This window comes from Enterococcus sp. LJL51, assembly GCF_049894025.1.
Classification (GTDB): Bacteria; Bacillota; Bacilli; order Lactobacillales; family Enterococcaceae; genus Enterococcus_L.
The window spans coordinates 25,671-48,366 of sequence record NZ_JBNEQE010000014.1 but is presented as its reverse complement, the minus strand read 5'-3'; the positions used below and the strand labels follow the sequence as shown (position 1 = coordinate 48,366).

Here is a 22,696-nt window from a genome sequence, read left to right as displayed (position 1 = left end):
AATAGGAGGGATTCAATGCAGTTAGAATATCCATTAAGAGAAGAAACAATGGGAAACATTGCTTTGTCACAAGAAAAAATACCGATTGCATATTATCGAATAAAAAGTGAATCAGTAATGCTTACTGATTTAGAAAAAAAGCAAAAAACGAAGTCTAAAGTAGCCCGAACATTAAAACGATTGTCAGCAAACAAAGGCTTTGAAATTAATTTACTCCCTGTAAATGGCGATATTAGGGGGCGGATGGGTGCTATGCGCTCATTGCTCGATCCCGATCATTATGATGTTGGAGTGGATAAACTGAAAAAAACAGTAATTGCATTAGAAAAAGAAATGGGAATGACTTATGAATATACATGGGTCGTTGGTGTTCCATTAACAAAAAATGAAATTGCTGTAGATATGAAAGAAGGAGTGAAGCAGGCATTTAATGTTTTGACAGAAACGTTTGTAAATGGTGTAGGTTATGAAATTGTGATAGAGGATGATTGGGGAAAGAAATATTTAGATCAGGAACAAGAAGTTTATCAGAATCTATCTGAATTAATTGTAGAACGTTTAACAGAAGATGAATTGTATTATTATCAGGCATATCAATTTTTGAAAAACATTCCTCATGAAAAGAAGGATATTACAACTGCTCAGTCAGTAGATAATCTGATGGATACAATAATAAAGCCGTTTTTTGGTGGATTACATTTTAAATCAGAATATGGAGAAAGCTTTGTGTCTTATCTTCCTTTAGGGGATTTTGGTGTATATATGGATGGAAACCATCTACTTGAAATTGCTCAGAAAATGCCGTTTCCTGTTGAAATAAAAATACAAGCTAATTTTAGTGAAAGAAGAGGTCAGTTAGGGTTAACAGGCCGAAGCTCTCGTGCTAGGACAAGAAATAAGAATATTATGAATGAGGCACAAGTTGCTGGAGTAAAGCAAAAAAGAAAAATAATTGAGGGGCAACTATCCTTAGACGATTTAGATCAGAAAATAGATGATGGAGAGGAAATCATTGATTGGTCGGCATATGCTGTAGTAACTGGCAGCACGAAAAAACAAATGAAAGCACGAAAAAAATACTTATTAAATCGATTGGCTGGCTTGAAAATGCCGTTAATAAAAGCTAGTTTTGATAATCCTTATCTATTTCAAGCTACTCTATACGGTAACTTCATTAGTAATAAAAAGAATAAGTGGCAGCACACTAGTACAATAAGTGCTTTTGCGGAATTGAACTTTTTTACCTCACTGAAAAGTGGAACAGATCTAGGGTTCTATTTGGGACGTGTAGATAATACTCTTGAAGACAAAGAAGATCGTGAATCTATTGTAAACAGTTCAAAAAACATAGCTTATCTAAATATGCTGGTATCGAATAAGCAGAATGTGAAAGGGAAAAAGACAAATAATCCACATGTTGCGTTTACTGGAGATACTGGAGAAGGTAAGTCCGCTGCTGCAAAAAAAATGTTTATGGAACTCTCTTTATTAAAAGATCGTAGTCTATACATTGATCCAAAAAAAGAAATGCGTAGACGTTTTATGCAAGTGATTCAAGATGAAGAATATCAGAAAAAATATCCAAAAGAAGTTGATTTTATTAAATCGTTCAATTTTGTTACTTTGGATGTTAGAGATAAAAAGAATAAGGGTGTCTTAGACCCGATTGTTCTTTTTGATGAGACAGAAGCAATAGCAACTGCAAAAGCAATGTTGACAAGTATCTATGAGGGCGAATGGAATCTAAAACAAAAAACAGCGATTAACGAAGCGATAACAAAAGTTGTGGAGCAGCGAAGAAAAGGAGAAACAGTTGGTTTCTGGCATGTGGTCGATGAACTTGTGAATAGTAACGTGGAAGCAATTCATGATATGGGGCGCTTCCTTATCTCAACTATTAAAGGTTCTGTTTTAGAATTGTCTTTTTCTCGTGGAGATGTTGAAGGACTTTCTTTTGATAAGAAAGTAACTATTCTGGAAATTGCTGATTTAGATTTACCTAAGAGTAAAAAGGATAAATTAGATGAGAATAAACGATTATCTGTAACGTTGATGTTTGCTTTAGGAATGTTCTGTAGTAAGTTTGGTTCTCGGAATCCTCGGGAAGAGACTGTTGTATTTTTCGATGAGAGTTGGATTTTCCAATCATCAGCGGAAGGAAAAGCAATTCTAAAAGCAATGAAAAGGGTTGGGCGATCTCAAAATAACTTCATGGTACTTATCACGCAATCTGTGAATGATTTGGAGGATGATGAAGACGGAACAGGTTTTGGAATGGTGTTCTGCTTCGATGAAGAAAATAATCGGGAAGGGATTTTGAAATACTTAAATCTTCCTGTAAACGAACTTAATCTAAAATGGGTATCTAACATGGTGCAAGGTCAGTGTTTGTTTAGAGATATGTTTAATCAAGTAAATCGAATTGTCATTCACATAATTTTTGAGGAATGGTTACCTCTTTTTGAAACAGTCGATGATACCGAGGCTTCTGTCATGGAAAATCAGTTTGTAGCATAAAGGAGGAGAATATTATGGATTATCTTATTGATAGTTATGCTCCATATTTTGCTGACAGCGGAATTCTTGAAAAAGGCTGGCAATTTCTAAATTTTTTATTTGTAGACGCTCCTTTTTTTATTTTACGATTAGTTTCTTCATTTTTTTTAATATGTGAAGATTTGCTAGATCAGTCGAGTTTCTTTATTGATAAACAAGCAGAAGCCTATACAACCTCAGTTAATATTTTAAGAGGATTAGGCGGAACAAGTATAGCAAAAGGTAGCTTGCTGGCGTTAGTGGTGCTTATAAGTGCATATTATTTACTTTTTAATTTCTTTGCTAATCAAAGAAGATTTTCTAAAGTTTTGTTGCATTATTTAGCAGTAATGAGCTTGTTTGTTTTTTGGTTTGGAAGTATAAATTTTTCCACTGATGAAGGCAAGGGAACGAAAAGCGGTGCATTATTTTTAGTAGAATCAGTTACCTCTATTTCAAACGGAATTAAGGGGAAAGTAGATAATGCGACTAGCTCCCTAGCAGGAAATGGTAGTTCAAGTAAGCTATTCGATGCAACTGTTAAACAGACGTTTTATTATGTGAATACTGGATCATTAGACGGAAAATTACCTAATGGTGAAAAGCTGGATGATAAAAAAATGCTAATGCCTATCGGTCTTGATGAAAAAGAAAAGAAGGATTTTATTAAGAAACGTACAGATTACGTTAACGAGATTTCAAAAGATAATCCTTATATGGTTCAAAGTGGAGACAAAATGATGGAGAAAACATTTGCAATTATTGTCGGTGGAACGAATTTAGGAATAACTGGTACTCCAGTTTTATACGTCAACGCAATGGTAACTGTTGTTCAAATAATAGTGAATTTACTAATTATCATTTTTCCAGTGATACTATTTGCTTCCTTTTTCCCTAAATGTCAGATGATTCTATTTAAGTTTCTAAAAATGTTAATGGGATTGTTGTTTGTACCAGTAATTTTTGGTGTGTTTTTAGCAGTGTACTTTTGGATAAACTCACTAATAGATCAGGCGTTTATGGGTGTTATTAGTAAAGTAGATAACACTCTTATTGCTGTTCTGAGTGGTGGAATAAGTGTGTTAGCAATAACCATAATTCTAGTAATAATCAAAGTCGTTTTCCTAAAAAAATTGTGGAAGAATAGATATAAAATTTTAAGTTATTTTAGTGATGGGCAACTTGAAATGCCAGCTGTTGAAAAACTAGTAAATGAAAAGACAACGGAGATGAAAGAACGTGCTGGAGAAGTTGGCATGGGTGCTGTACAGGTAGCGGCAGGTGTTTATACTGGAAATATGGCAATGGTAGCTAATGGGGCTTCGTCTATTGCTCCTAAAGCTGACAAGGCTATAAATCTAGGAAAAGAACACTTTATGGATGAAGACAATAGTTTTGTTGGTTTTAAAGAAGGTGTGAAAAATTGGATGAGCGGGAATGATGATGAATCTAAAAATAAAGAAAATGATTCTACAGTTCCTGACACCAGTTTTGATGAAAAAACAGATATCCTTGAAGAAAAAGAAAGTGAAACTACAGATAATAGTTTGATTGACAAAGGGGTTGTTTTAGGGGTTGATGATGAAGAAAAAGTAGTGAAAGCGTTGAAGGAATTATCTGAGAATACAGATATGGAGGAATTACGTGTTCATGTTGAAAACTTAGAAGATTTAGCTAATAAGGATGAACAAGTATTCTTCGATAACAATGACGAAACAATACTGAATTTTTCGAATCAGCAGGCATACAATAATGAGTATAAGGAGTTAGATAATATTTTTGATAATACAATTAGTAGTGAAGAAATCTAAGAAAGGCTAGTTTATACTAGTCTTTTTTTGTTGAGGTGAAGCAATGAAGAAAATTATTTTACTTTTATTTCTACCTTTGACGATAACAATTTTATTTTTGTTTATGATTATCACAATGCTTGTGGATGTAGAAACAGGAAATACTGAAGGTTTTTCACCTGAAAATGAAATAGAAAAAGTTGCTTTAGACATATATAATTTTGTGTTAAAAAATGGTGGTACAAAAGAATTTGCATGTGCATGGATTGGGAATATAGAACATGAAAGCGGGCTTATTCCTAGCCGCATTCAAAGCGACTTATCATTCAATGAGCTATGGGCGCACGATCCTTCGATTGGAGGTTATGCTTTTGGTTTGCCTCAATGGGATAGAGAACGTAGAGTGAACATGCTGAATAAAGCAAAAGAAATGAAAAAAGATTGGAAAAGTGTTGAGTATCAAATGGAATTTGCATGGAATCATGATGGTTCGGACAGTACATTATTAAAGTCAATGTCTACCCAACAAGATTTGAATAAAATAGCAGTGGACATATTGATAAAGTGGGAAAGAGCAGGTACGAAAAACGATCCAATAGAACAAAGTAGAAGGAAGACAAGTGCTAACAACTGGTACAATCGTCTAGCAAAAGGCAGCTTAGGTAATGGCTCCGCAAACATTGGTGGTGGAAAGATAGATATTCTGGAAGCTAAGATGGGTCAAGGTGTATACAATGGTGAATGCTACGGTCTAACATCCTACTATGTAGATAGTTTTGATACTAAAATTCATTTAGGGGCTGGAAGTTCGATAAGTATGTCTGGTAATATTTCTGGAGCAGATACAATAAGTGCTGCTTTGATTGGAAAAGCATTTTATTGGGAACAAAATGGCTGGCAAGTTATTCATAATCCTAACTATTCAGATGTTAGAGCAGGTGATATAATTAACTTTAATCAAGGTGGGTATGCTTCAAGCGTTTATGGGCACACTGGCATTGTGACAAGTGTTGAGGGAGAAAATAGGTATACGATTTATGAACAAAATGCTGAACAAGGAAGAATTTGTGCAAAATATTCTCGGACTTGGGGAAAAGAGTATACAAGTGTTGCAAGTGTAATCAGAAAAAAATAAGAAAAGGAATTAGTCTATGAAAAAGATATTGATAAGCTTACTTCCAGTAGTTTTTATAGCTGGTGGTTGTGGTAAGAAAGAAGAACCAGTAACTGAGGATTCAACTACAGAAAGTTCTATTGTCATGAAAAAAATTGATGATTTTTCAACAAGTGAAAAAGTTGAACATTCAGATACTAGTAGCAGTGAGGTTGAATCGACCTCTGAAAAAAAAGAAAAAGAAGAGCAAGTAGATGTTCAAGAACTGCTTGAAGATTTTGGAAAAGCGTATGCTAGTTATTCAACAATCAATAGTAGAAATGAGAAATTAAAAGATTTAATGACCAAAGAATGTGCTGAGAAAAATGGAATTAATTCAAAAACGGATATTAAATCAGCTTCGAGTGGTTCAATTACTAATATCTATAAACCTTTAAATGGAAAAAGTAATGATTACGCAATCCAGTTGGAATGTAAACAAAATGGTTCAGAAGTAAGAGTATTGTTGCTAGTTAAAGTGGATGGAAATAAAATATCAAGTATGACCTATAATACAATAAAACAAGAATATTAATTAGCTGAGGTAACTAAAAAATAATTAGTTGCCTCTTTTTTTTGAGGATTGAATAGAATTTCAAAGAGTAGAAAACCTTAGCATTATTAGCAAAAGCGTGATAATGCTTTTTGTTATTGAGATTGGGAGTGTGTTAAAATGAAGACTGTAACTATAAAAGAAATTGAAAGTCATGGTTTTAACTCGGCACAATCGCAACGTATTTTTCGTAAGGCTAAAGATTACATGGTCAAAGAAAAGAAATGTGATTTCTATTCTGGTAGAAAAGTACAGCGAGTTCCAGCGTATGCTGTAGAAAAAATGCTGGGAATGGAGTTAAATTAATGGCGAAGATTCAAAGTGTCTATAAAGATAAGAAAGCAAAAACATGGTTTTATAAAAAAAGATTCGGAAAAACATGGTTAATAAAAAAAGGATTCTCATCCGCAAGTGAAGCAAAAGAAGGACTAGATACAGCTTTAGAAGAAGCAAAAAAAAACAAGCTGTATGTTAAAGAAAGTGTAAACTTTTATGAATTTTTTGAATCAGTGGCAATCCCACATTTTAAAAGAACATTGAAAGATAGTACATTTCAAAATCGTTATAAGATGTACTGTAAACACTTTCTGTATTTTAAAAATTGTGATATTTCAGATATTAGACAAAAGGATATAGCGTTGTTTAAAGACTATCTTCAAAATCTCCATTCTCAGTATGATAAGCCGATGAGTTCTGGCTATATTAATCATATTCTTTCTGGATTGTATCAAGTTTTTGATTTAGCTGTTGAAAGAGAAATGGCAAAAGAAAACTATGCAAGGAAAGTAAAAAAACTAAAAGTTCGTTCAAAAAGAGAAATTGAGTATTGGACAATTCAAGAATTTGATACATTTTTTAATTTGCTAGATGAGAATAAGTATGTAGAATTGATGAAAAAGGCTGGATACTATACCCTTTTCTTTTCAGGTCTACGAATTGGAGAACTGATGGCAAGAAAATGGTCTGATGTTGATTGGGAGCAGAATATGATTTATGTTAATAGCACACTTAATTATAGAAATAAAGCGCAATGGTCAGCAGCAGCTGCTGATGGAACGAAAACTTTTAGTAGTAAAGCGTGGGTAAAACTATCTCCTAAAAATATTCAATGGCTTAAAAAGTGGAAGAGTGTTCAAGAAAGTATTGGTAAAATGGATTATATTTTTATGTATGATGGAACTATGTTTGCTCCTAGAAACTGGACAATTTGGTTAGATCAGAAATTGGAGGAGTATAACGGATCAAGAGATAAAAGTGAAGAGTTAAAAAGAATACGTGTTCATGACCTTAGAGATAGTCATGCGATGTGGTTGTTGAGTATGGGAGTAGATTTAAAAACAATTCAGAAACGTTTGAGGCATGAAAATGCCAAAACAACAATGAGTTACTATTTGGATAGGCTACCAGAACATGAAACAAGTATCCTCGATAACTACTAGATTTTTATAAAGTATTTTGTTACCCTTTGTGTTACCCTTAGTAAAATTAAAGGCTTTAAAAGCTTGATATGAAAGGAAGTATAAAGAATTATGCAGTATCCTGAACCAATAGCCAGGTTGATTGAAAGCTACATGAAACTGCCGGGAATAGGGCAGAAAACAGCGACTCGATTGGCTTTTTATACAATAGATATGAAGGAAGAAGATGTTAATACGTTTGCAAAATCGCTCATTAGTGTGAAGCGTGATTTGCACTTCTGTAGTGTTTGCGGAAATATCACAGAGGAAGATCCCTGCGATATCTGCAAGGATACCACGAGAGACAGAAGTACGATTCTTGTAGTTGAAGAATCCAAGGATGTTATGGCAATGGAAAAAGTACGTGAATATCATGGACTATACCATGTGCTTCATGGTGTCTTGTCGCCAATGGAAGGAACTGGACCAGAAGATATTAATATTCCTTCGCTGATTCAACGGCTCCATGATGATGAGGTTCAAGAGGTCATTATTGCCACGAATGCGACAACTGAGGGAGAAGCTACGGCGATGTACCTGTCAAGACTAATTAAACCGGCAGGGATTAAAGTAACACGTCTGGCTCATGGGTTGTCTGTAGGCAGCGATATTGAGTATGCAGATGAGGTGACTTTGCTAAAAGCTGTAGAAGGCCGTAGAGAACTATGATTGGGATATTAGACAGAGGTGCCTTTTTCAAGTAAAATAAGAGTATTATAGAATATTGTAAAATAGTGAGCTAAAGAGAGTATGGAGGCACAAGAGTTTGCAGGGATTATTTATAACAATAGAGGGCCCGGATGGAGCCGGAAAAACAAGTGTTCTGGAGGAATTGTATCCAAGGCTGGCGTTGGCAGCTGAAACAAAAATAATAAAGACCAGAGAGCCGGGAGGAATTCCGATTGCAGAGCAAATCCGCCAGATTATTCTGGATCCGAAAAATGGAGAAATGGATGCACGGACTGAGGCACTGCTGTATGCAGCAGCTAGAAGACAGCATTTAGTTGAAAAAGTATTCCCGGCTCTTGAAGCAGGCAATATCGTTCTTTGTGACCGCTTCGTGGATAGCTCGCTGGCTTATCAAGGGGCAGGTAGAAAAATTGGGGTAGCTCCTATTTTAGCGATTAATGAGTTTGCAATCGAAGGAACAGTTCCTGATTTTACTGTTTATCTAGATGTAGACTCAGATACCGGATTGCGCAGGATTCAGAATCATCGGCAAAATCAGTATGACCGTCTGGATTCTGAAGGGCTCGAGTTTCACCAGCGCGTGCGACATGAGTATTTGAAGCTGGTTGAGGAGCATCCAGAGCGGATACAAAAAATTGATGCAAGAATGAGTTTAGAATCAGTAGTAGAACAAACGTTTCAGGCGATTATTAACCGCTATCCAAAACATTTTAGAAATTAGAAGGGTGATGTCAGATGAAAATTATTTTAGCAATTGTTCAAGACAAAGACAGCAACCGTTTAGCCAATGAGTTTATCGATGCCAACATCAGAGCAACGAAGCTTTCTTCAACGGGTGGCTTTCTAAAAGCAGGAAACAGCACATTTATTATTGGTATTGATGATGAGCGTCTGGATGAAGCGCTGGAACTGATTAAGCAGACCTGTCAGTCCCGTAAACAGTATGTATCTGCACCAGTGACTTTGGATCTTACAATGGAAGGACAAGTACCCTATCCAGTTGAAGTGGAAGTTGGGGGCGCAACAGTCTTTGTACTTCCAGTAGAAGGATTTCATCAATATTGATTATGAAAGAGTATCAGCAATTAGAACAACAGCAGCCTTTGCTGTATAAACAGCTGCAGAATAGTTTTAAGCATGGTCGAATCGCCCATGCTTATCTTTTTGAAGGAGATGCTGGAACGGGAAAGCGTGCATTTGCCTTGTGGCTGACAAAAAAAATTTTTTGTACCAACATTATTGAAGACAATCCCTGCAATCAATGCAGCAATTGTCTCAGAATCAACGCTGGTGAACATCCGGATGTTTTGTTAGTCGCTCCTGAGGGACAAACCATCAAGGTGGATCAAATTCGACAGCTTAAATCAGAGTACAGTAAGAGCGGAATTGAGACAAAGCAAAAAGTTTTTATCATTGAGCAGGCAGAGAAAATGAGTATTGGCGCTGCCAACAGTCTTTTGAAATTCTTAGAAGAGCCAGAAGGACAAGTCACTGCACTGTTAGAGACCGAATCGATTGGTAAGATTCTGCCGACGATTCAATCCCGTTGTCAGATTCTGCATTTTCAGCCGTTGGATGGGAAAAAAATGGTCGGTTTATTGAAAGCAGAAGGAGTCGGTGAAAAAACAGCTGTTCTTTTAGCTTCATTGACAAATAGTTTGGAGAAAGCAGTTGAAATCTCTCGGGATGAATGGTTTAATGAGGCTAGGGAAATCATTGAACAGTGGTTTGATTATCTTGTTAAGGACGACCTTCAGGCATTCATTTATGTTCAAAAGAGAATGCTGAAAGTCTTCAAAGAAAAAGAACAGCAAAAGCTGGGCTTTGATTTGCTGCTGGCGTATTATCGCGGGCAGCTGACAAAAATCCTGACTGAAAAGCGCTCAAAGACAGAAATCAGACAAACCGCTCAACGAGTAGAGCTGATTCTGGATGCCTATCGGAAATGGGAAGCCAATGTCAGCTGGCAAAGTGTTTGCGAGCAGCTGGTCATCCGAATGATTCACCCGAAACTATCTATAGGAGGATAATAATGGTTGAAGTAGTAGGCGTTCGTTTTAGAGAAGCCGGACATATATATTACTTTTCTCCTGGTAAGGCAGAGTATGTCTATGATGAAAAAGTCCTCGTAGAATCTCAACAGTCTAAGCAAATTGCTACTGTAGCTATACCTAAAAAATCTTTTGATCCTGAGGATCTTCCTGAGGAATTGAAGCCGATTTTAAATAAAGCCACTTCCAAAGATTTGGAGAAAGAGCAGAAAAACATTGACGATGCCGAAGCAGCTTTTTCAGTTGCTAAAGGAAAAATCAGTGAGCATAAACTGGAAATGAAGCTGATTCGTGTAGAATATACATTTGATCGAAGTAAAATGATTTTCTATTTTACTGCAGATGGCCGCATCGATTTCCGAGAACTCGTTAAGGATTTAGCGGCTATTTTCAGAACACGGATTGAGCTGCGTCAGATTGGTGTTAGAGATGAAGCGAAGATTCTTGGTGGAATCGGTCCGTGTGGTCGTCAGCTGTGCTGTTCAACGTTTCTGGGAGATTTCGTTCCTGTTTCGATTAAAATGGCTAAAGACCAGGGATTGTCGTTGAATCCAATCAAAATTTCTGGTTTGTGCGGACGTTTGATGTGCTGTTTGAAGTATGAGAACGATGAATATGAAGCAGCGAAGAAGGAGCTGCCGGATTATGGTACGGAAGTTTTGACGCCGGACGGTAAAGGAAAAGTTATTGGTCTGAATCTTTTAAGCAGAGTTATAAAAGTACGGTTATTCGGCAGAGAAACACCTGTTGAATACGATTATGAAGAGCTTAAAGAAGCAATGGAAAACGCTGCATCGGAAAAAGGTGATTGATATGGATAAACGGTCACTATATGATGGGTTAAATTCGTTGGAAATTGAGTTAAAAGAAACCCTGCTGAGACTTGGTGAGATGAAGGATGGTCTTCACGAGCTAGTTGAAAAAAACACAACGCTGGAAATCGAAAATCAGCGTTTGAGAGAACATTTGCAGGAGCTAAACCAGATTGCTCAGGCTGAAGCGGACCCTTCAAAACAGGAGTTATCAAAATCAAGAATGAATTTGGAAAAACTTTATGAAGAAGGTTTTCATGTCTGCAATATTTTATATGGTTCCCGTAGAGAAAATGATGAAGAATGTGCCTTTTGTTTGGATGTTATCTACGGAGAACGCAGTAAATAATCTGAAGTTTAGAGATAAGTAAAGATTTAGAGAAGTCATTAGCTGAATGAAAAAGTAGAGGGGTCGGGATGGTAATAAATCCCGGCCTCTTTTTAGTTAAGGATGAATAGAGAGGAGATTAGACGAGTGCAGAAACAAAAAAGTTATGGCGAGACTGCTAAAGGAAAACTTTACTTAGTTCCTACGCCGATAGGTAATCTGGAGGATATGTCGTTTCGCTGTATTCGCTGTTTGAAGGAAGCCGCTGTTATTGCCAGTGAGGATACACGCAATACGAAAAAGCTGCTGATGCATTTTGAAATAGAGACACCTCAGATAAGCTTTCATGAGCATAATTATAAGGAACGGATACCTAAGCTGCTTGAACGATTGCTTTCAGGAGAAACAATCGCTCAGGTAAGCGATGCCGGTATGCCTTCAATTAGCGATCCTGGGCACGAGTTAGTGCTGGCTTGCATTGAAGCGGCAATTGATGTGATTCCTTTGCCGGGGGCTTCTGCTGGAATAACAGCATTGATTGCTTCAGGCATTACCCCTCAGCCGTTTACTTTTTATGGGTTTTTACCAAGGAAAGCAAAAGAACAAAAAACTGAGCTTGAGAAGATAAAGAATCTTTCCTCTACTCAGATATTTTATGAATCTCCATACCGTGTGTTGGCGACATTGAAAAATATGAAAGAGATATACGGCGGGACAAGAAAGGGCGTTTTATGCCGGGAGTTGACCAAACTGCATGAGGAATTTCTCCGTGGTTCTCTTGATGAACTGATTGATTATCTAGAAGAACATACAATTAAGGGAGAATGCTGTTTGATTATTGCTGGAAGCGATAATGAGGAAGCAGCAGCTGATTTTCCGGAGTCGCTTAAGGAGCATATTGATGGTCTAATAGCCTCTGGACTAACCTCTAAAGAAGCAATTAAGGAAGCTGCTAAAGTTAGAGGGATTAAGAAGCAGGAAGCTTACAAAGCGTATCACGTTGATTGAGGTTGAGACAGAAATGGTTAACTTCAAGCAATAAGCCGGGATTTACGAAAATTACTCCACAAATTTTTGCTAAGTCCCGGCTTATTGCTGAATAAGTTGTTTCTATCTCGCCGTTTATTCGGATTTAAGCGTACGAAAAGTTTGAAATTAAGTTCTGTCTCAGACTCGATTTAGCTATGAAAAGGCTGCGCTTACAGCTGCTCGCTGCAGTTTTTCATAGAGAAACGCTGCTCATTTTCACCACTTATTCGGATGTAAAAAAAGAAGAGCTTGGACGTTTTCTATGTTCAGACTCTTTTTTTTGTTTTTATGTGATAAAATATGACGCGTTTTGTAACGAATTGACAGAAAGTTTTCAATATTCAATGTTTTTACTAGTAAAAATTAAAATCAGATGTTAGAATATCTAACATAATCAAAATGAAGGTTGATTATAAAACTGAATTGGAGGGAATCAATGATGGATATGGCAAGTGTTGCATTTATTATTATTTGTACAGGGATGGTCTTTTTGATGACACCCGCCCTAGCCTTTTTCTATGGCGGCTTGGAAAGAAGAAAAAATATTCTTAACACAATGATGATGGTTATTTGTGTGATGGGGCTGGCGTCGCTTTTGTGGATTATTGCTGGCTATTCTCTTTCATTCAGTGGTGAGAATGCTTTTTTTGGAAATTTGGATAAGGTATTCTTTCAAGGGGTGTCGATGACGGAAGGAGAAGGGATACCTGAAGGGTTGTTTGCTGCTTTTCAAATGATGTTTGCACTGATTACAACTGCAATTATTACAGGATCAGTGGTAGGGAGAATGAGATTTTCGGCAATCTTTCTATTTATCGGACTATGGTCAGTGATTGTCTATTATCCAATGGCTCATATGGTCTGGGGCGGCGGCTTTCTTGATGCAATCGGTTCAGTCGATTTTGCTGGGGGAAATGTTGTTCATATCAGCTCAGGAATTTCAGGGCTTATTCTGGCAATTGTTGTCGGAAGAAGACGGGAGTATACCCAAATGGATTACCGTCCGCATAATATTCCTTTTGTTGTTTTAGGAGCCGGTTTACTGTGGTTTGGCTGGTTCGGGTTTAATGCCGGCTCTGCATTGGCTCCAGACGGCTTAGCGATTCATGCGCTGCTGACGACTAATACGGCTGCAGCAAGTGCAATGCTGTCCTGGATGCTGATTGAAAAAATAGTGAACGGAAAACCGACTGTTGTAGGTGCTTGTACGGGCGCAGTCGTCGGACTTGTGGCAATTACACCAGGAGCCGGGTTTGTATCACTATGGAGCTCGATTGTAATCGGAGCACTGGTCAGCCCATTTTGCTATTATTTTATTTCTGTGATAAAACATACCTTTGGTTTTGATGATGCGCTTGATGCGTTTGGCTGTCATGGCATTGGCGGGATTTTCGGCGGGGTTATGACAGGAATCTTTGCAGACGCTTCTGTAGGCGGAAAAGCAGGACTAATTTATGGGGAAACCGGACTGTTTGTCGCTCAGCTTGAAAGTATTGTTTTTACGTTGCTGTTTGCAGGAACTGCAAGCTTTCTTATTATTAAATTGATTCAGCTATTTATGCCAATTCGAGTTAGTGCTCAGGAAGAGGCGCTTGGGATGGATCGCATTGAACATGATGAGACTGCATATCCGACGTTTACAGGCATGGATTCTTAATTAGGGGGATAAGACAGATGAAAAAAGTAGAGGCAATTATTCAACAGGAAAAACTGGAAGAGCTGAAGTATGCGATTGATCACGATTTTGAAGCTAGCGGGATGACCGTTACTCAGGTTTTAGGCTGCGGCCGACAAAAAGGGCTAAAGGAATATGTGCGGGGACAGGAAGTTATTACGACTCTGTTGCCAAAGGTCGTGGCTAGTTTTATTGTAGAAGATGATAAGGTAGAAGAAGTAATTGCCCTGATTTTAGCTATTTGCTGTACAGAAGAAGTGGGAGATGGGAAAATTTTTGTTTATCCTATTGAAGAAGTCATCCGCATTCGAACAAAGGAGCGGGGCAGCCAAGCAATTTAAAGGTTTGGTTAAACATCTGCCCAAATGAAAAGGCAACAGGAGCTTCTGGATTCAGGCTTATGCTTTGCTGATAGTCAGAAGAGTCTTTTCAAAACGCTGTAAGGTATGATAGAAGAGATTCTTAGTAAATCAGTATAGGACTATATATGTCTTATGCTGATTTTTTTGTACGCAAAAAATGAAGGGGCTGTCAAGGTTTTCTCAAGGAGTATTCTATTGTTTCTGAACAAATGTTCGTTTATAATGGAGGGAAGGAGGCGGAGGGATGAGCGAGCTGCGGTTTCCGTTAAAGAAAGATACATCAAGAAAAATCATTCATATCGACATGGATGCCTTCTTTGCTTCTGTTGAGGAACGGGATCATCCCGAATTAGTGGGACATCCACTGGTGATTGCACGTCATCCAAGTGATACAGGGGGCAGAGGAGTAGTAACAACTGCCAACTATGAAGCAAGAAAATATGGTATTCACTCGGCGATGAGCGCACAAAAAGCTTTTGAGCTTTGTCCTTCGGCTATCTTTAAAGAAGGAGATCGACACAAATATTCTGAAATCTCTCAGCAGATTCGTGAAATTTTTAGACGTTATACGGATATTATTGAACCTGTTTCGATTGATGAAGCCTATCTGGATGTAACAGAAAATAAAATTGAAAGCAAATCGGCGATTAAGATAGCCAAGCTTATTCAGCGGGATATTTGGAGAGAGCTGCAGCTTACCTGCTCAGCTGGCGTCAGCTATAATAAATTTTTGGCAAAGCTGGCTTCTGATTTTCAAAAACCAAAAGGGCTGACGGTTATTCTTCCTGAAGAGGCAGAAGAGTTTCTAAAGGCACTGCCGATTGAGAAGTTTCACGGAATTGGCAAAAAAACCGTACCGAAGATGAATGACCTGGGAATTTATACTGGAGCGGATCTTTATAAAATGGATGAAATGACGTTAATACGGCATTTTGGTAAAATGGGTTATTCACTTTATAGAAAAGTGAGGGGAATTCATGATTCACCTGTCAGCACGACAAGAGACCGAAAATCAGTAGGAAAAGAACATACATATGGGATACCGCTGACGACAGAAAATGAAGTGACCACTCAGCTAAGAAATCTGTCGGAGCGGGTAGAGCAGTCTTTGCGGAGAGTTCAGCGCCATGGAAAAACCATTGTACTGAAGGTTCGCTATGCAGATTATACGACTGTGACCCGAAGAAAAACTTTACCAGAGTATATTGTGACCAAGGAAGCATTATTTTATCAAGCAAACCTGATTTGGGAAGAGGTAGGCGGACTTGAACAGGGGATTCGTCTGCTGGGAATAACCTTGACAAACCTTGATCCATTATCTTACGAGAATATTGTTTTACCATTATGGGATACATAAGCCGTTAGTGTGATTGAGGTTGTTCAGCAGGGGCAAGTTCGACGAAGGGCTTATCTTAAGTTGTGTTATAGAATAAAAATTGAATGGGAAAGTAGAGCTTGGAACAAAAATCAGGAATTGCTGGTTTTGTTCCAAGCTCTTTGATTTTATTCAGATTTTTGCTCTACCAACACAATTTGACGTGAAACGAAAAAAGGGGCTGTGACATTAGTATGCCTCAGTCCCTTAAACCCGGATAAACGGTGTTTCAGAAGTAACTTCTTCGACAATAAGGCGGAAATTCGCAAAAATTTGTAGAACAATTTTCGGAATTTCCGCCTTATCGTTTGAAGCTGAACACTTCTGTCACAACCTCTTCTTAATTTGTTCATAAGTGGTTTCTGCATCGTGGCATTTATCCCAAATGACTGCTTTTCCAGCTGCCAGTGATTTTTTTACATCAATAATTCGCTGATTACTGCTGCCTCTAAACTGTAAATTTAGGTTTCTTTTGCTAAGTTCAAAGCGGCCGTCTACCAAAATATCTATCTTGCCAAGCAGCTCCAGCTTATCAGGGGTTTCAAGAAGCAGTTCTTCAAAAGTATAGCCGCTCCATGACCAAATATCCTTTTTAATCCCAAACTCCTGATGGATTCGGTTGACAACCTTTAAGCAGACCTCTGTATTTAGAAAGGGTTCACCGCCAAGTAGGGTTATCCCTTGAACATAATCATGAGAAAGATCTTCAATGATTTTTTCTTCTAACTCAGCTGTGAAAGGCTGTCCATACTTGAAATTTTGAACAGCTTTATTAAAACAGCCCTCGCAGGCAAAAAGACAACCGCTGACGTATAAGCTGTTGCGGACACCTTCGCCGTCTACAAAGTTAAATGCTTTATAGTCTGCAATGTAATTCTGACTGTAGTCCTCAGCACGCCATTCTTTTGGAGCTGGATTGTTCATAACAATCATCCTTTCAATAAGGCTTCTTAAGTCGCGGCATACGGCTTGAAGCGGGAAGTTATCTACAAGACTGCTGTACCAAAGCAAGTAAAGCAGAAGGGAGAAGAAGCATTTTACTTAAAAAATAGAAACGCAGCTTTAGGATTGACGGTTCTCATGATACAGCACTTCATTGTAGTCAACGAAGTGTGGGATACATGGAAATATCATTTTTTCATGTTTAAGGGGCTATAGCATCGTCAAATTGACGAATGTCACAACCCCTTTAAACCTATCAGTCTGTTTGTTAATTAATAACCAGAAGTAAAGCTGCTATTTCATGTGTTTGACACGGGAAGAAATTTCTTTGTGACGTCCGTGAACCATTGGACGTGCTTGGGGATTGCCAAGGTAGCCGCAGGTTCTTTTTACAACATCACAGGATTTTGGATCATGGTTGCCGCATTGCGGACATTCGAATCCGCGCTCCGTTGGCTGGAAGTCGCCTTCGTAGTCACATTCGTAGCAATGATCGATTGGTGTGTTTGTACCAAGATAGCCGACACGGTCATATGCGTAGTCCCAAACAGCCTCCAAAGCTTTTGGATTTTGCTGAAGAACAGGGTATTCACAATAATGGATAAAGCCGCCGGAGCAATATTTTGGATAGTCCTTTTCAAAATCCAGCTTCTCGAACGGTGTTGGATTTTTCCGTACATCATAGTGGAAGCTATTTGTATAGTATTCTTTATCCGTAATGTTATCTACAAGTCCGAATTTTTCTGTATCCAGGCGGCAGAAACGGTCTGTCAGGCTCTCGCTTGGCGTAGAGTAGACACTAAAGTGGTAACCGTAATCATTCCCCCATTGATCAGCAGAAGTCTTCAAACGCTTCACTACATCTAATGTCAGATCCTTTGCTTCAGGATTGGACTCCCACTCGCCCCCGAAAAAGGCAGAAGCTACTTCATAGAGTCCGATATAACCTAAAGAAACAGTCGCCCGTTTATTTTTAAATAATTCGTTGACGGACTCTTTTCTTGAAAGACGTTTGCCGAAGGCACCATACATATAAAGAATAGGTGCATTGGCTGGAGTCGCTTCTTTACAACGCTCTACGCGATAAACAAGAGCATCCTTCATGATTTCCAGACGTTCTTCAAGAAGCGTCCAGAATTTTTCGAGATTGCCGTTTGCTTCTAAAGCAATTCTAGGCAGGTTCAACGTCACAACGCCTAAGTTCATGCGGCCAACGTTAATTTCTTCACCATTTTCATCTTTCCACCCTTGAAGGAAAGAACGGCAGCCCATTGGCACTTTGAAGCTTCCTGTTAATTCCACCAGCTTGTCATAGCTCAAAACATCTGGATACATCCGCTTGGTAGCACATTCTAAAGCTAACTGCTTAATATCGTAGTTTGGATCTTCTGCATTTAAATTAGTGCCGCGCTTTAACGTGAAAATCAGTTTAGGAAAAATTGCTGTTCGTTTTTCACTGCCTAAGCCGTTGATTCTAATTTGTAGAATTGCCCGTTGAATCTCACGCTCAAACCAGTTTAGTCCTAGGCCAAACCCTAAAGAAGTGAAAGGTGTTTGTCCGTTAGACGTGAATAAAGTATTAATTTCATATTCAAGACTCTGCATCGCATCATAGATATCTTTTCTTGTTTTTTCTTTTGCGAACTCTTCTTGTTTTGCCTCGCCGTCAATCCATTTTTTTGCATCAGCTAGATGTTTAAAGTAATTCAGTTCAGCAAAAGGCGCCAGTAATTCATCCACACGATCGGCAGAACAGCCTCCATATTGACTAGAGGCAACGTTGGCGATAATTTGTGAAATTTGTGCAGTAGCAGTTTGGATTGATTTTGGTGATTCTACTTCAGCGTTTCCAATTTTGAAGCCGTTGTTCAGCATGCCTTTGAAGTCAATTAGACAGCAGTTGGTCATTGGCGTATATGGATGATAATCCAAATCGTGGTAATGAATATCGCCTTTTTGATGGGCATTTGCTACGTGCGGCGGCAGCATTTTTAAGCCAATCGACTTGCCGACAATCCCAGCAGTTAAATCACGCTGAGTATTAAAGACATCACTATCCTTATTCGCATTCTCATTAACAACTGCCTGATCTTTATTTAATAATTTACCGATTGTAAAGTTGATATCGGTTGACTTGGTACGTTCGAAATCACGACGGGTACGGTAATTGATGTATTCCTCTGCCAGTTCGTATTCATTTCTTTCCAGTAAGATATGTTCAACGATATTTTGAATTTCATAAATTTTTACATCCGAAACAAACCGTTCTGAAATCTCCTGATCAACACGTTCAACAATTTCCTGAATACGCTCATGTGCAAGAGGGGTTAAAGGACCATTGATTTTTTGTTCAGCCTTGATCAAAGCATCATATATTTTTTGATCGTCAAATTCGACAAGGCGTCCGTCTCTTTTGATTATTTTCATCTTGCTCAGTGATGAAGCAGTAGTACTCAATGGTGATTCTTCTCTTATTTCCATCATAAATTTCCAGCTCCTCGATGACTTATTCCTCATATATCATAAAACAAATTTTCTTTTCTTTCAACAATATATAGTGTTTATTTTTAAAAAGAACAGGGGTGAACGCCTATATGTTGTGTTTGGAGGTTTTGAAAATTCTGTGAAAGCAAGTACAGCGATGCTTTGAGAAGGTTAGCTGAAATAAAAAAAATTTCTGAGAAAACATGAAACGATATTTTGAAGATTTACGGCAAAAGGAGAAGAAGGAACCATCCGTATGAAATATATGTGAAAGAGTAAACAGTATCTCTGGATTCCACAAAAAAAGTATGACGAAATATGGTTATCTACACCAAGAATCAGGATAAATTATTTATTTTGGTTAGTTTGCTTCTATTTATGAAATAAAGGGTATTGGATTTAGTTGGTATCGGTTTATGTGTACTTCTTTAGAGACTCCGACACAACCAGGTAGAATAATCGGTAGAACAAACCAAACTAAGAAATTTGATTTTCTACGATACAAATACAACGTAAAAATGTTCAGTTGCTGAAAATATTGGTAAAATGACAGTAATACATAAGATGGGCGGAAGAACAATGGAAAAAATTATTGAGATTCAGCATGTAAGTAAATCGTATGGCTATTTGCTGAATAAGGTTAAGGTTCTCGATGACCTTTCTTTTTCTGTAAATAAAGGAGAGTTTGTTGGGATTATGGGCCCCAGCGGTGCGGGAAAATCTACGTTGTTAAATGTTATTTCCACAGTCGATACACCCTCATCAGGACTGGTAAAGATTAGTGGAAAAAATATTTTGGAAATGAGAAGCGGCCAGCTGAGTGACTTTCGCAGGAGAAAAATTGGTTTCATTTTCCAAGATTTTAATCTAGTGGAGTCATTAAATGTCAAAGACAATATTTTGCTCCCGCTGGCAATTGACCATATACCAGTACATACGATGGAGGAACGGCTGCAGCATGTGGCTGAAATTTTAAATATAGAAAAAATACTTACAGCCTATCCGGCAGCTGTTTCAATTGGTCAGAAGCAACGGGTGGCAGCTGCTAGAGCCTTAATTGTCAATCCTATGTTGATTTTTGCAGATGAGCCAACGGGTTCACTTGATTCCAAAGCTGCTGCAGAGCTGCTGCAATATATGTCGGAAATGAATCGGCAGGATCGTGCAACGATTGTTATGGTAACTCATGATCCGTACACAGCAAGCTATTGCAATCGAGTGCTGTTTATTAAAGATGGTTCTTTTTTCTCTGAAGTTGTTCGTCAAGGATCCCGGGAACAGTTTTTTAATCAGGTAATCGATATGCAGGCTACGATTGGAGGTGGGAATCGTCTTGATCATTTCTAAACTGGCATGGAAAAGTGTACGCTCTCAATACTATCACTATGCGGTATATCTAATCGGAATGATTTTTGCGGTGACGATTTATTATAGCTTCCGAGCGATTGCTTATGATCAGATTCTTCTTAATAGTGTGGGTAGTGAAATACGTCTCAAAAATACGATGGAATGGGGCGGGTTTCTAATTATCATTATGATAATCAGCTTTATGTTGACTGTTAATCAGTTCTTTTTTTCCAGAAGAGTAAAGGAGATTGGCATTTATCAGCTGATTGGCATGAGAAAAAGACAAATTGCCGGGGTCTTCTTCTCAGAAATATCTATTTTAGGCATCACCGCATTGGTGATTGGATTGCTTTTAGGAGTTATTTTTTCCAAACTGTTCTCAATGATTCTGATAAAGGTAATGTTTTTAACTATTGAAAGCAGTATTCGCTTATCCTTTCCAGCAATGCTTGAAACAATAAGCGCATTTATTTTTATCCTGCTGCTGATTTCTATTCACAGCTGGTTTTTGCTTTATTCTTATCAGCTGACTAGTTTCTTTAAACGGGATGAGAAAGCGGCAGTAACGATAGAGCAGCTTACTAAGAAACAGCTGTTCTTGGGCTGTGTAGGCGTAGGTCTTATTTTGGCAGGCTATATTCTCTCTTTTCATGTTTTGTCTTTAGCTGCAGATGATTTTAACCCAGTGATACTATTGAGTTTGCCTTTTTTGTTAATCGCTCTTTGTTCTGCAGGAACCTATTTATTTTTCAAATATACGATTCATATTTTAATTTGGCTTTTTAGTCGAGGGAAGCAGCGCTATTACCGGGGGTTAACCATGCTGGTTGCCGGAAGTACTCGCCTGCATTTATTCAAGGGCAGCAATACATTAACTACAATTACAATTTTTATCGCCTGTTCGTTAGGAATTATCGGTGGCTCAGCTTCGTTTTATACATTGGGAATAGAAGGAGTAACGCGTACAAATCCAACAGACTTTCTGGTCAGCAGTGAACTTTATGGTACTATTCAAAAAAATATAGAGCAGAAAACAAGTATTACGCAGTCCGTCCCGTTAAAGTTTAAAGTTATCGGCGGTCAGTATCGGCAAACGATTAAAAATCAGGAAACAACTACTCTGACAGAGCCAATCAATTTATTAGGGGTGTCAAATTATCGGGAGTATCAAAAAATTAATCCTTATCTGAAACCGATTGTTTTGAAGAAAAAGGATAGTGCGGTGATGATTGATGATATGCAAAATGGCTTTCGCGAGCTTATTACATATGATCCCGTTGTGAAGCTGACAGATGGACTAATGCTGGAAACAGAGGGAAGTGTACCGGATTATCTGGGAAATGCAATGCTCCGGTATAACCAGCGGACCATGATTGTGTCAGATGAGCTGTTTAATCAAGTAAAGACTGCCGCGGCTTATGAGCTGATAGCATTTAATATTAAAAAGAATAACGACAGCCAGCTGACAGATGCTGCGCTGAAGGGCATCAACAAGGAATGGCAGGGACCAATCTATTATGAACTGAATAATGACGCAGGAAGCGTGAAAGGCTATGTTTCCACGGTATCTAAAAAAAATTCGGAGGACTCAGAAGAACATGAGGTATGGCGCTTAAATTATACTAGCCGGCTGCCCAATCTGGAGCATACTAGAAAAGAACTGGGGATTTTTCTGTATATTATTCTATTTGCAGGAATCTTAGCGCTGGTTATTTCAGGGAGTGTACTGATGGTTCGGCAGTTTTCAGAAGCAGAGCGGGAAAAAACGACATACCAGCTGCTGGAGCGTTTAGGAATTTCTTGCAGACAAATCCAGCGGCTGGTTTATCAGCAAAATATTATTATTTTCTTTTTGCCGATGCTTTTGGGGATTTTTCATGCCTTTTTTGCTGTTCGTCTGTTCAATCAGGTAGTACCAAGTTCAGGCTACCAGCTGGCATATCTTTCTTGTGGACTGCTTATACTAATCTATGTTATTTATTATATGATAACTGCAAAAATTTATTATTGGATTGTCAGCAAGGGGGATTAGAAAAAAGGGGATAAGTCAAAAGCAGGACTTTTAAAGAATCCATTATTTCGAGACTGTAAAGTAAGGATGTGTCCTACTCTG

General features: G+C 38.1%; 20 protein-coding genes. 18 read left to right on the top strand and 2 right to left on the bottom strand.

The window, feature by feature from the left end; genetic code table 11:
• The first annotated feature begins 15 nt into the window (after positions 1–15).
• The 16 genes from ACPWSO_RS12880 to dinB all read left to right on the top strand — a co-directional run bounded on the left by ACPWSO_RS12880 (position 16) and on the right by dinB (position 15,792).
• Positions 16–2,517, top strand: coding sequence for an ATP-binding protein (locus ACPWSO_RS12880; protein WP_426083978.1), 2,502 nt, complete (start codon positions 16–18; stop codon positions 2,515–2,517).
• 14 nt (positions 2,518–2,531) lie between these two features.
• Positions 2,532–4,346: a hypothetical protein gene (locus tag ACPWSO_RS12875; protein ID WP_426083977.1), complete on the top strand. Its 1,815-nt coding sequence runs from the start codon at positions 2,532–2,534 to the stop codon at positions 4,344–4,346.
• A gap of 43 nt (positions 4,347–4,389) precedes the next feature.
• A complete protein-coding gene (locus ACPWSO_RS12870; protein ID WP_426083976.1) occupies positions 4,390–5,460 on the top strand; it encodes a phage tail tip lysozyme in 1,071 nt (356 codons plus the stop codon).
• A gap of 16 nt (positions 5,461–5,476) precedes the next feature.
• Positions 5,477–6,013 carry an EF0163 family protein gene (locus ACPWSO_RS12865; RefSeq protein WP_426083975.1) on the top strand — a complete coding sequence of 179 codons (537 nt, stop codon included), beginning with the start codon at positions 5,477–5,479 and terminating at the stop codon, positions 6,011–6,013.
• Between the two features lie 138 nt (positions 6,014–6,151).
• Entirely contained in the window at positions 6,152–6,337 is a 186-nt protein-coding gene (locus ACPWSO_RS12860) for a DUF3173 family protein (RefSeq protein ID WP_426083974.1), read from the top strand.
• Positions 6,337–7,470: a tyrosine-type recombinase/integrase gene (locus tag ACPWSO_RS12855; RefSeq protein ID WP_426083973.1), complete on the top strand. Its 1,134-nt coding sequence runs from the start codon at positions 6,337–6,339 to the stop codon at positions 7,468–7,470. The genes ACPWSO_RS12860 and ACPWSO_RS12855 overlap by 1 nt, the downstream gene beginning before the upstream one ends.
• 90 nt (positions 7,471–7,560) lie before the next feature.
• Positions 7,561–8,157 carry a recombination mediator RecR gene (gene recR, locus ACPWSO_RS12850; RefSeq protein WP_426083972.1) on the top strand — a complete coding sequence of 199 codons (597 nt, stop codon included), beginning with the start codon at positions 7,561–7,563 and terminating at the stop codon, positions 8,155–8,157.
• A gap of 97 nt (positions 8,158–8,254) precedes the next feature.
• Positions 8,255–8,899 (top strand): dTMP kinase, encoded by a 645-nt coding sequence (tmk, locus tag ACPWSO_RS12845; protein WP_426083971.1) that lies wholly within the window; start codon positions 8,255–8,257, stop codon positions 8,897–8,899.
• A 14-nt stretch (positions 8,900–8,913) separates the two neighbouring features.
• Complete coding sequence (locus ACPWSO_RS12840) at positions 8,914–9,243, top strand: cyclic-di-AMP receptor (protein ID WP_426083970.1); 330 nt, start codon at positions 8,914–8,916, stop codon at positions 9,241–9,243.
• 2 nt (positions 9,244–9,245) lie between these two features.
• The gene (gene holB / locus ACPWSO_RS12835) at positions 9,246–10,208 is read left to right on the top strand and encodes a DNA polymerase III subunit delta' (RefSeq protein WP_426084041.1); all 963 of its coding nucleotides are present in this window, start codon (positions 9,246–9,248) and stop codon (positions 10,206–10,208) included.
• A gap of 2 nt (positions 10,209–10,210) precedes the next feature.
• On the top strand, positions 10,211–11,041 hold the full coding sequence (locus ACPWSO_RS12830; RefSeq protein ID WP_426083969.1) for a PSP1 domain-containing protein: 831 nt from the start codon (positions 10,211–10,213) through the stop codon (positions 11,039–11,041).
• A 1-nt stretch (position 11,042) separates the two neighbouring features.
• The gene (locus tag ACPWSO_RS12825) at positions 11,043–11,390 is read left to right on the top strand and encodes a DNA replication initiation control protein YabA (RefSeq protein ID WP_426083968.1); all 348 of its coding nucleotides are present in this window, start codon (positions 11,043–11,045) and stop codon (positions 11,388–11,390) included.
• Positions 11,391–11,516: 126 nt separating this feature from the next.
• Entirely contained in the window at positions 11,517–12,377 is an 861-nt protein-coding gene (rsmI, locus tag ACPWSO_RS12820; protein WP_426083967.1) for a 16S rRNA (cytidine(1402)-2'-O)-methyltransferase, read from the top strand.
• Positions 12,378–12,837: 460 nt separating this feature from the next.
• Positions 12,838–14,055 carry an ammonium transporter gene (locus ACPWSO_RS12815; RefSeq protein ID WP_426084040.1) on the top strand — a complete coding sequence of 406 codons (1,218 nt, stop codon included), beginning with the start codon at positions 12,838–12,840 and terminating at the stop codon, positions 14,053–14,055.
• A 17-nt stretch (positions 14,056–14,072) separates the two neighbouring features.
• On the top strand, positions 14,073–14,414 hold the full coding sequence (locus ACPWSO_RS12810; protein WP_426083966.1) for a P-II family nitrogen regulator: 342 nt from the start codon (positions 14,073–14,075) through the stop codon (positions 14,412–14,414).
• A gap of 265 nt (positions 14,415–14,679) precedes the next feature.
• The gene (gene dinB, locus ACPWSO_RS12805) at positions 14,680–15,792 is read left to right on the top strand and encodes a DNA polymerase IV (RefSeq protein ID WP_426083964.1); all 1,113 of its coding nucleotides are present in this window, start codon (positions 14,680–14,682) and stop codon (positions 15,790–15,792) included.
• Positions 15,793–16,137: 345 nt separating this feature from the next.
• Here dinB and nrdG read toward each other — a convergent pair whose 3' ends face one another.
• Entirely contained in the window at positions 16,138–16,734 is a 597-nt protein-coding gene (gene nrdG, locus ACPWSO_RS12800) for an anaerobic ribonucleoside-triphosphate reductase activating protein (RefSeq protein WP_426083962.1), read from the bottom strand.
• A gap of 312 nt (positions 16,735–17,046) precedes the next feature.
• Complete coding sequence (gene nrdD, locus ACPWSO_RS12795; protein WP_426083960.1) at positions 17,047–19,236, bottom strand: anaerobic ribonucleoside-triphosphate reductase; 2,190 nt, start codon at positions 19,234–19,236, stop codon at positions 17,047–17,049.
• Positions 19,237–19,815: 579 nt separating this feature from the next.
• Here nrdD and ACPWSO_RS12790 point away from each other — a divergent pair.
• Both ACPWSO_RS12790 and ACPWSO_RS12785 read left to right on the top strand, forming a co-directional pair.
• The gene (locus ACPWSO_RS12790) at positions 19,816–20,583 is read left to right on the top strand and encodes an ABC transporter ATP-binding protein (protein WP_426083958.1); all 768 of its coding nucleotides are present in this window, start codon (positions 19,816–19,818) and stop codon (positions 20,581–20,583) included.
• Positions 20,570–22,615 (top strand): ABC transporter permease, encoded by a 2,046-nt coding sequence (locus tag ACPWSO_RS12785; protein WP_426083956.1) that lies wholly within the window; start codon positions 20,570–20,572, stop codon positions 22,613–22,615. Before ACPWSO_RS12790 ends, ACPWSO_RS12785 begins: the two co-directional genes overlap by 14 nt.
• The last annotated feature ends 81 nt before the right edge of the window (positions 22,616–22,696 follow it).

Excerpts from the sequence above, each read along its gene's own strand:
- ACPWSO_RS12880 (WP_426083978.1), top strand. The coding sequence starts at position 16 with ATGCAGTTAGAATATCCATTAAGAGAAGAAACAATGGGAAACATTGCT.
- ACPWSO_RS12875 (WP_426083977.1), top strand. The coding sequence starts at position 2,532 with ATGGATTATCTTATTGATAGTTATGCTCCATATTTTGCTGACAGCGGA.
- ACPWSO_RS12870 (WP_426083976.1), top strand. The coding sequence starts at position 4,390 with ATGAAGAAAATTATTTTACTTTTATTTCTACCTTTGACGATAACAATT.
- ACPWSO_RS12865 (WP_426083975.1), top strand. The coding sequence starts at position 5,477 with ATGAAAAAGATATTGATAAGCTTACTTCCAGTAGTTTTTATAGCTGGT.
- ACPWSO_RS12860 (WP_426083974.1), top strand. The coding sequence starts at position 6,152 with ATGAAGACTGTAACTATAAAAGAAATTGAAAGTCATGGTTTTAACTCG.
- ACPWSO_RS12855 (WP_426083973.1), top strand. The coding sequence starts at position 6,337 with ATGGCGAAGATTCAAAGTGTCTATAAAGATAAGAAAGCAAAAACATGG.
- recR (WP_426083972.1), top strand. The coding sequence starts at position 7,561 with ATGCAGTATCCTGAACCAATAGCCAGGTTGATTGAAAGCTACATGAAA.
- ACPWSO_RS12840 (WP_426083970.1), top strand. The coding sequence starts at position 8,914 with ATGAAAATTATTTTAGCAATTGTTCAAGACAAAGACAGCAACCGTTTA.
- holB (WP_426084041.1), top strand. The coding sequence starts at position 9,246 with ATGAAAGAGTATCAGCAATTAGAACAACAGCAGCCTTTGCTGTATAAA.
- ACPWSO_RS12830 (WP_426083969.1), top strand. The coding sequence starts at position 10,211 with ATGGTTGAAGTAGTAGGCGTTCGTTTTAGAGAAGCCGGACATATATAT.
- ACPWSO_RS12825 (WP_426083968.1), top strand. The coding sequence starts at position 11,043 with ATGGATAAACGGTCACTATATGATGGGTTAAATTCGTTGGAAATTGAG.
- ACPWSO_RS12815 (WP_426084040.1), top strand. The coding sequence starts at position 12,838 with ATGGATATGGCAAGTGTTGCATTTATTATTATTTGTACAGGGATGGTC.
- ACPWSO_RS12810 (WP_426083966.1), top strand. The coding sequence starts at position 14,073 with ATGAAAAAAGTAGAGGCAATTATTCAACAGGAAAAACTGGAAGAGCTG.
- dinB (WP_426083964.1), top strand. The coding sequence starts at position 14,680 with ATGAGCGAGCTGCGGTTTCCGTTAAAGAAAGATACATCAAGAAAAATC.
- nrdG (WP_426083962.1), bottom strand. The coding sequence starts at position 16,734 with ATGAACAATCCAGCTCCAAAAGAATGGCGTGCTGAGGACTACAGTCAG.
- nrdD (WP_426083960.1), bottom strand. The coding sequence starts at position 19,236 with ATGATGGAAATAAGAGAAGAATCACCATTGAGTACTACTGCTTCATCA.
- ACPWSO_RS12790 (WP_426083958.1), top strand. The coding sequence starts at position 19,816 with ATGGAAAAAATTATTGAGATTCAGCATGTAAGTAAATCGTATGGCTAT.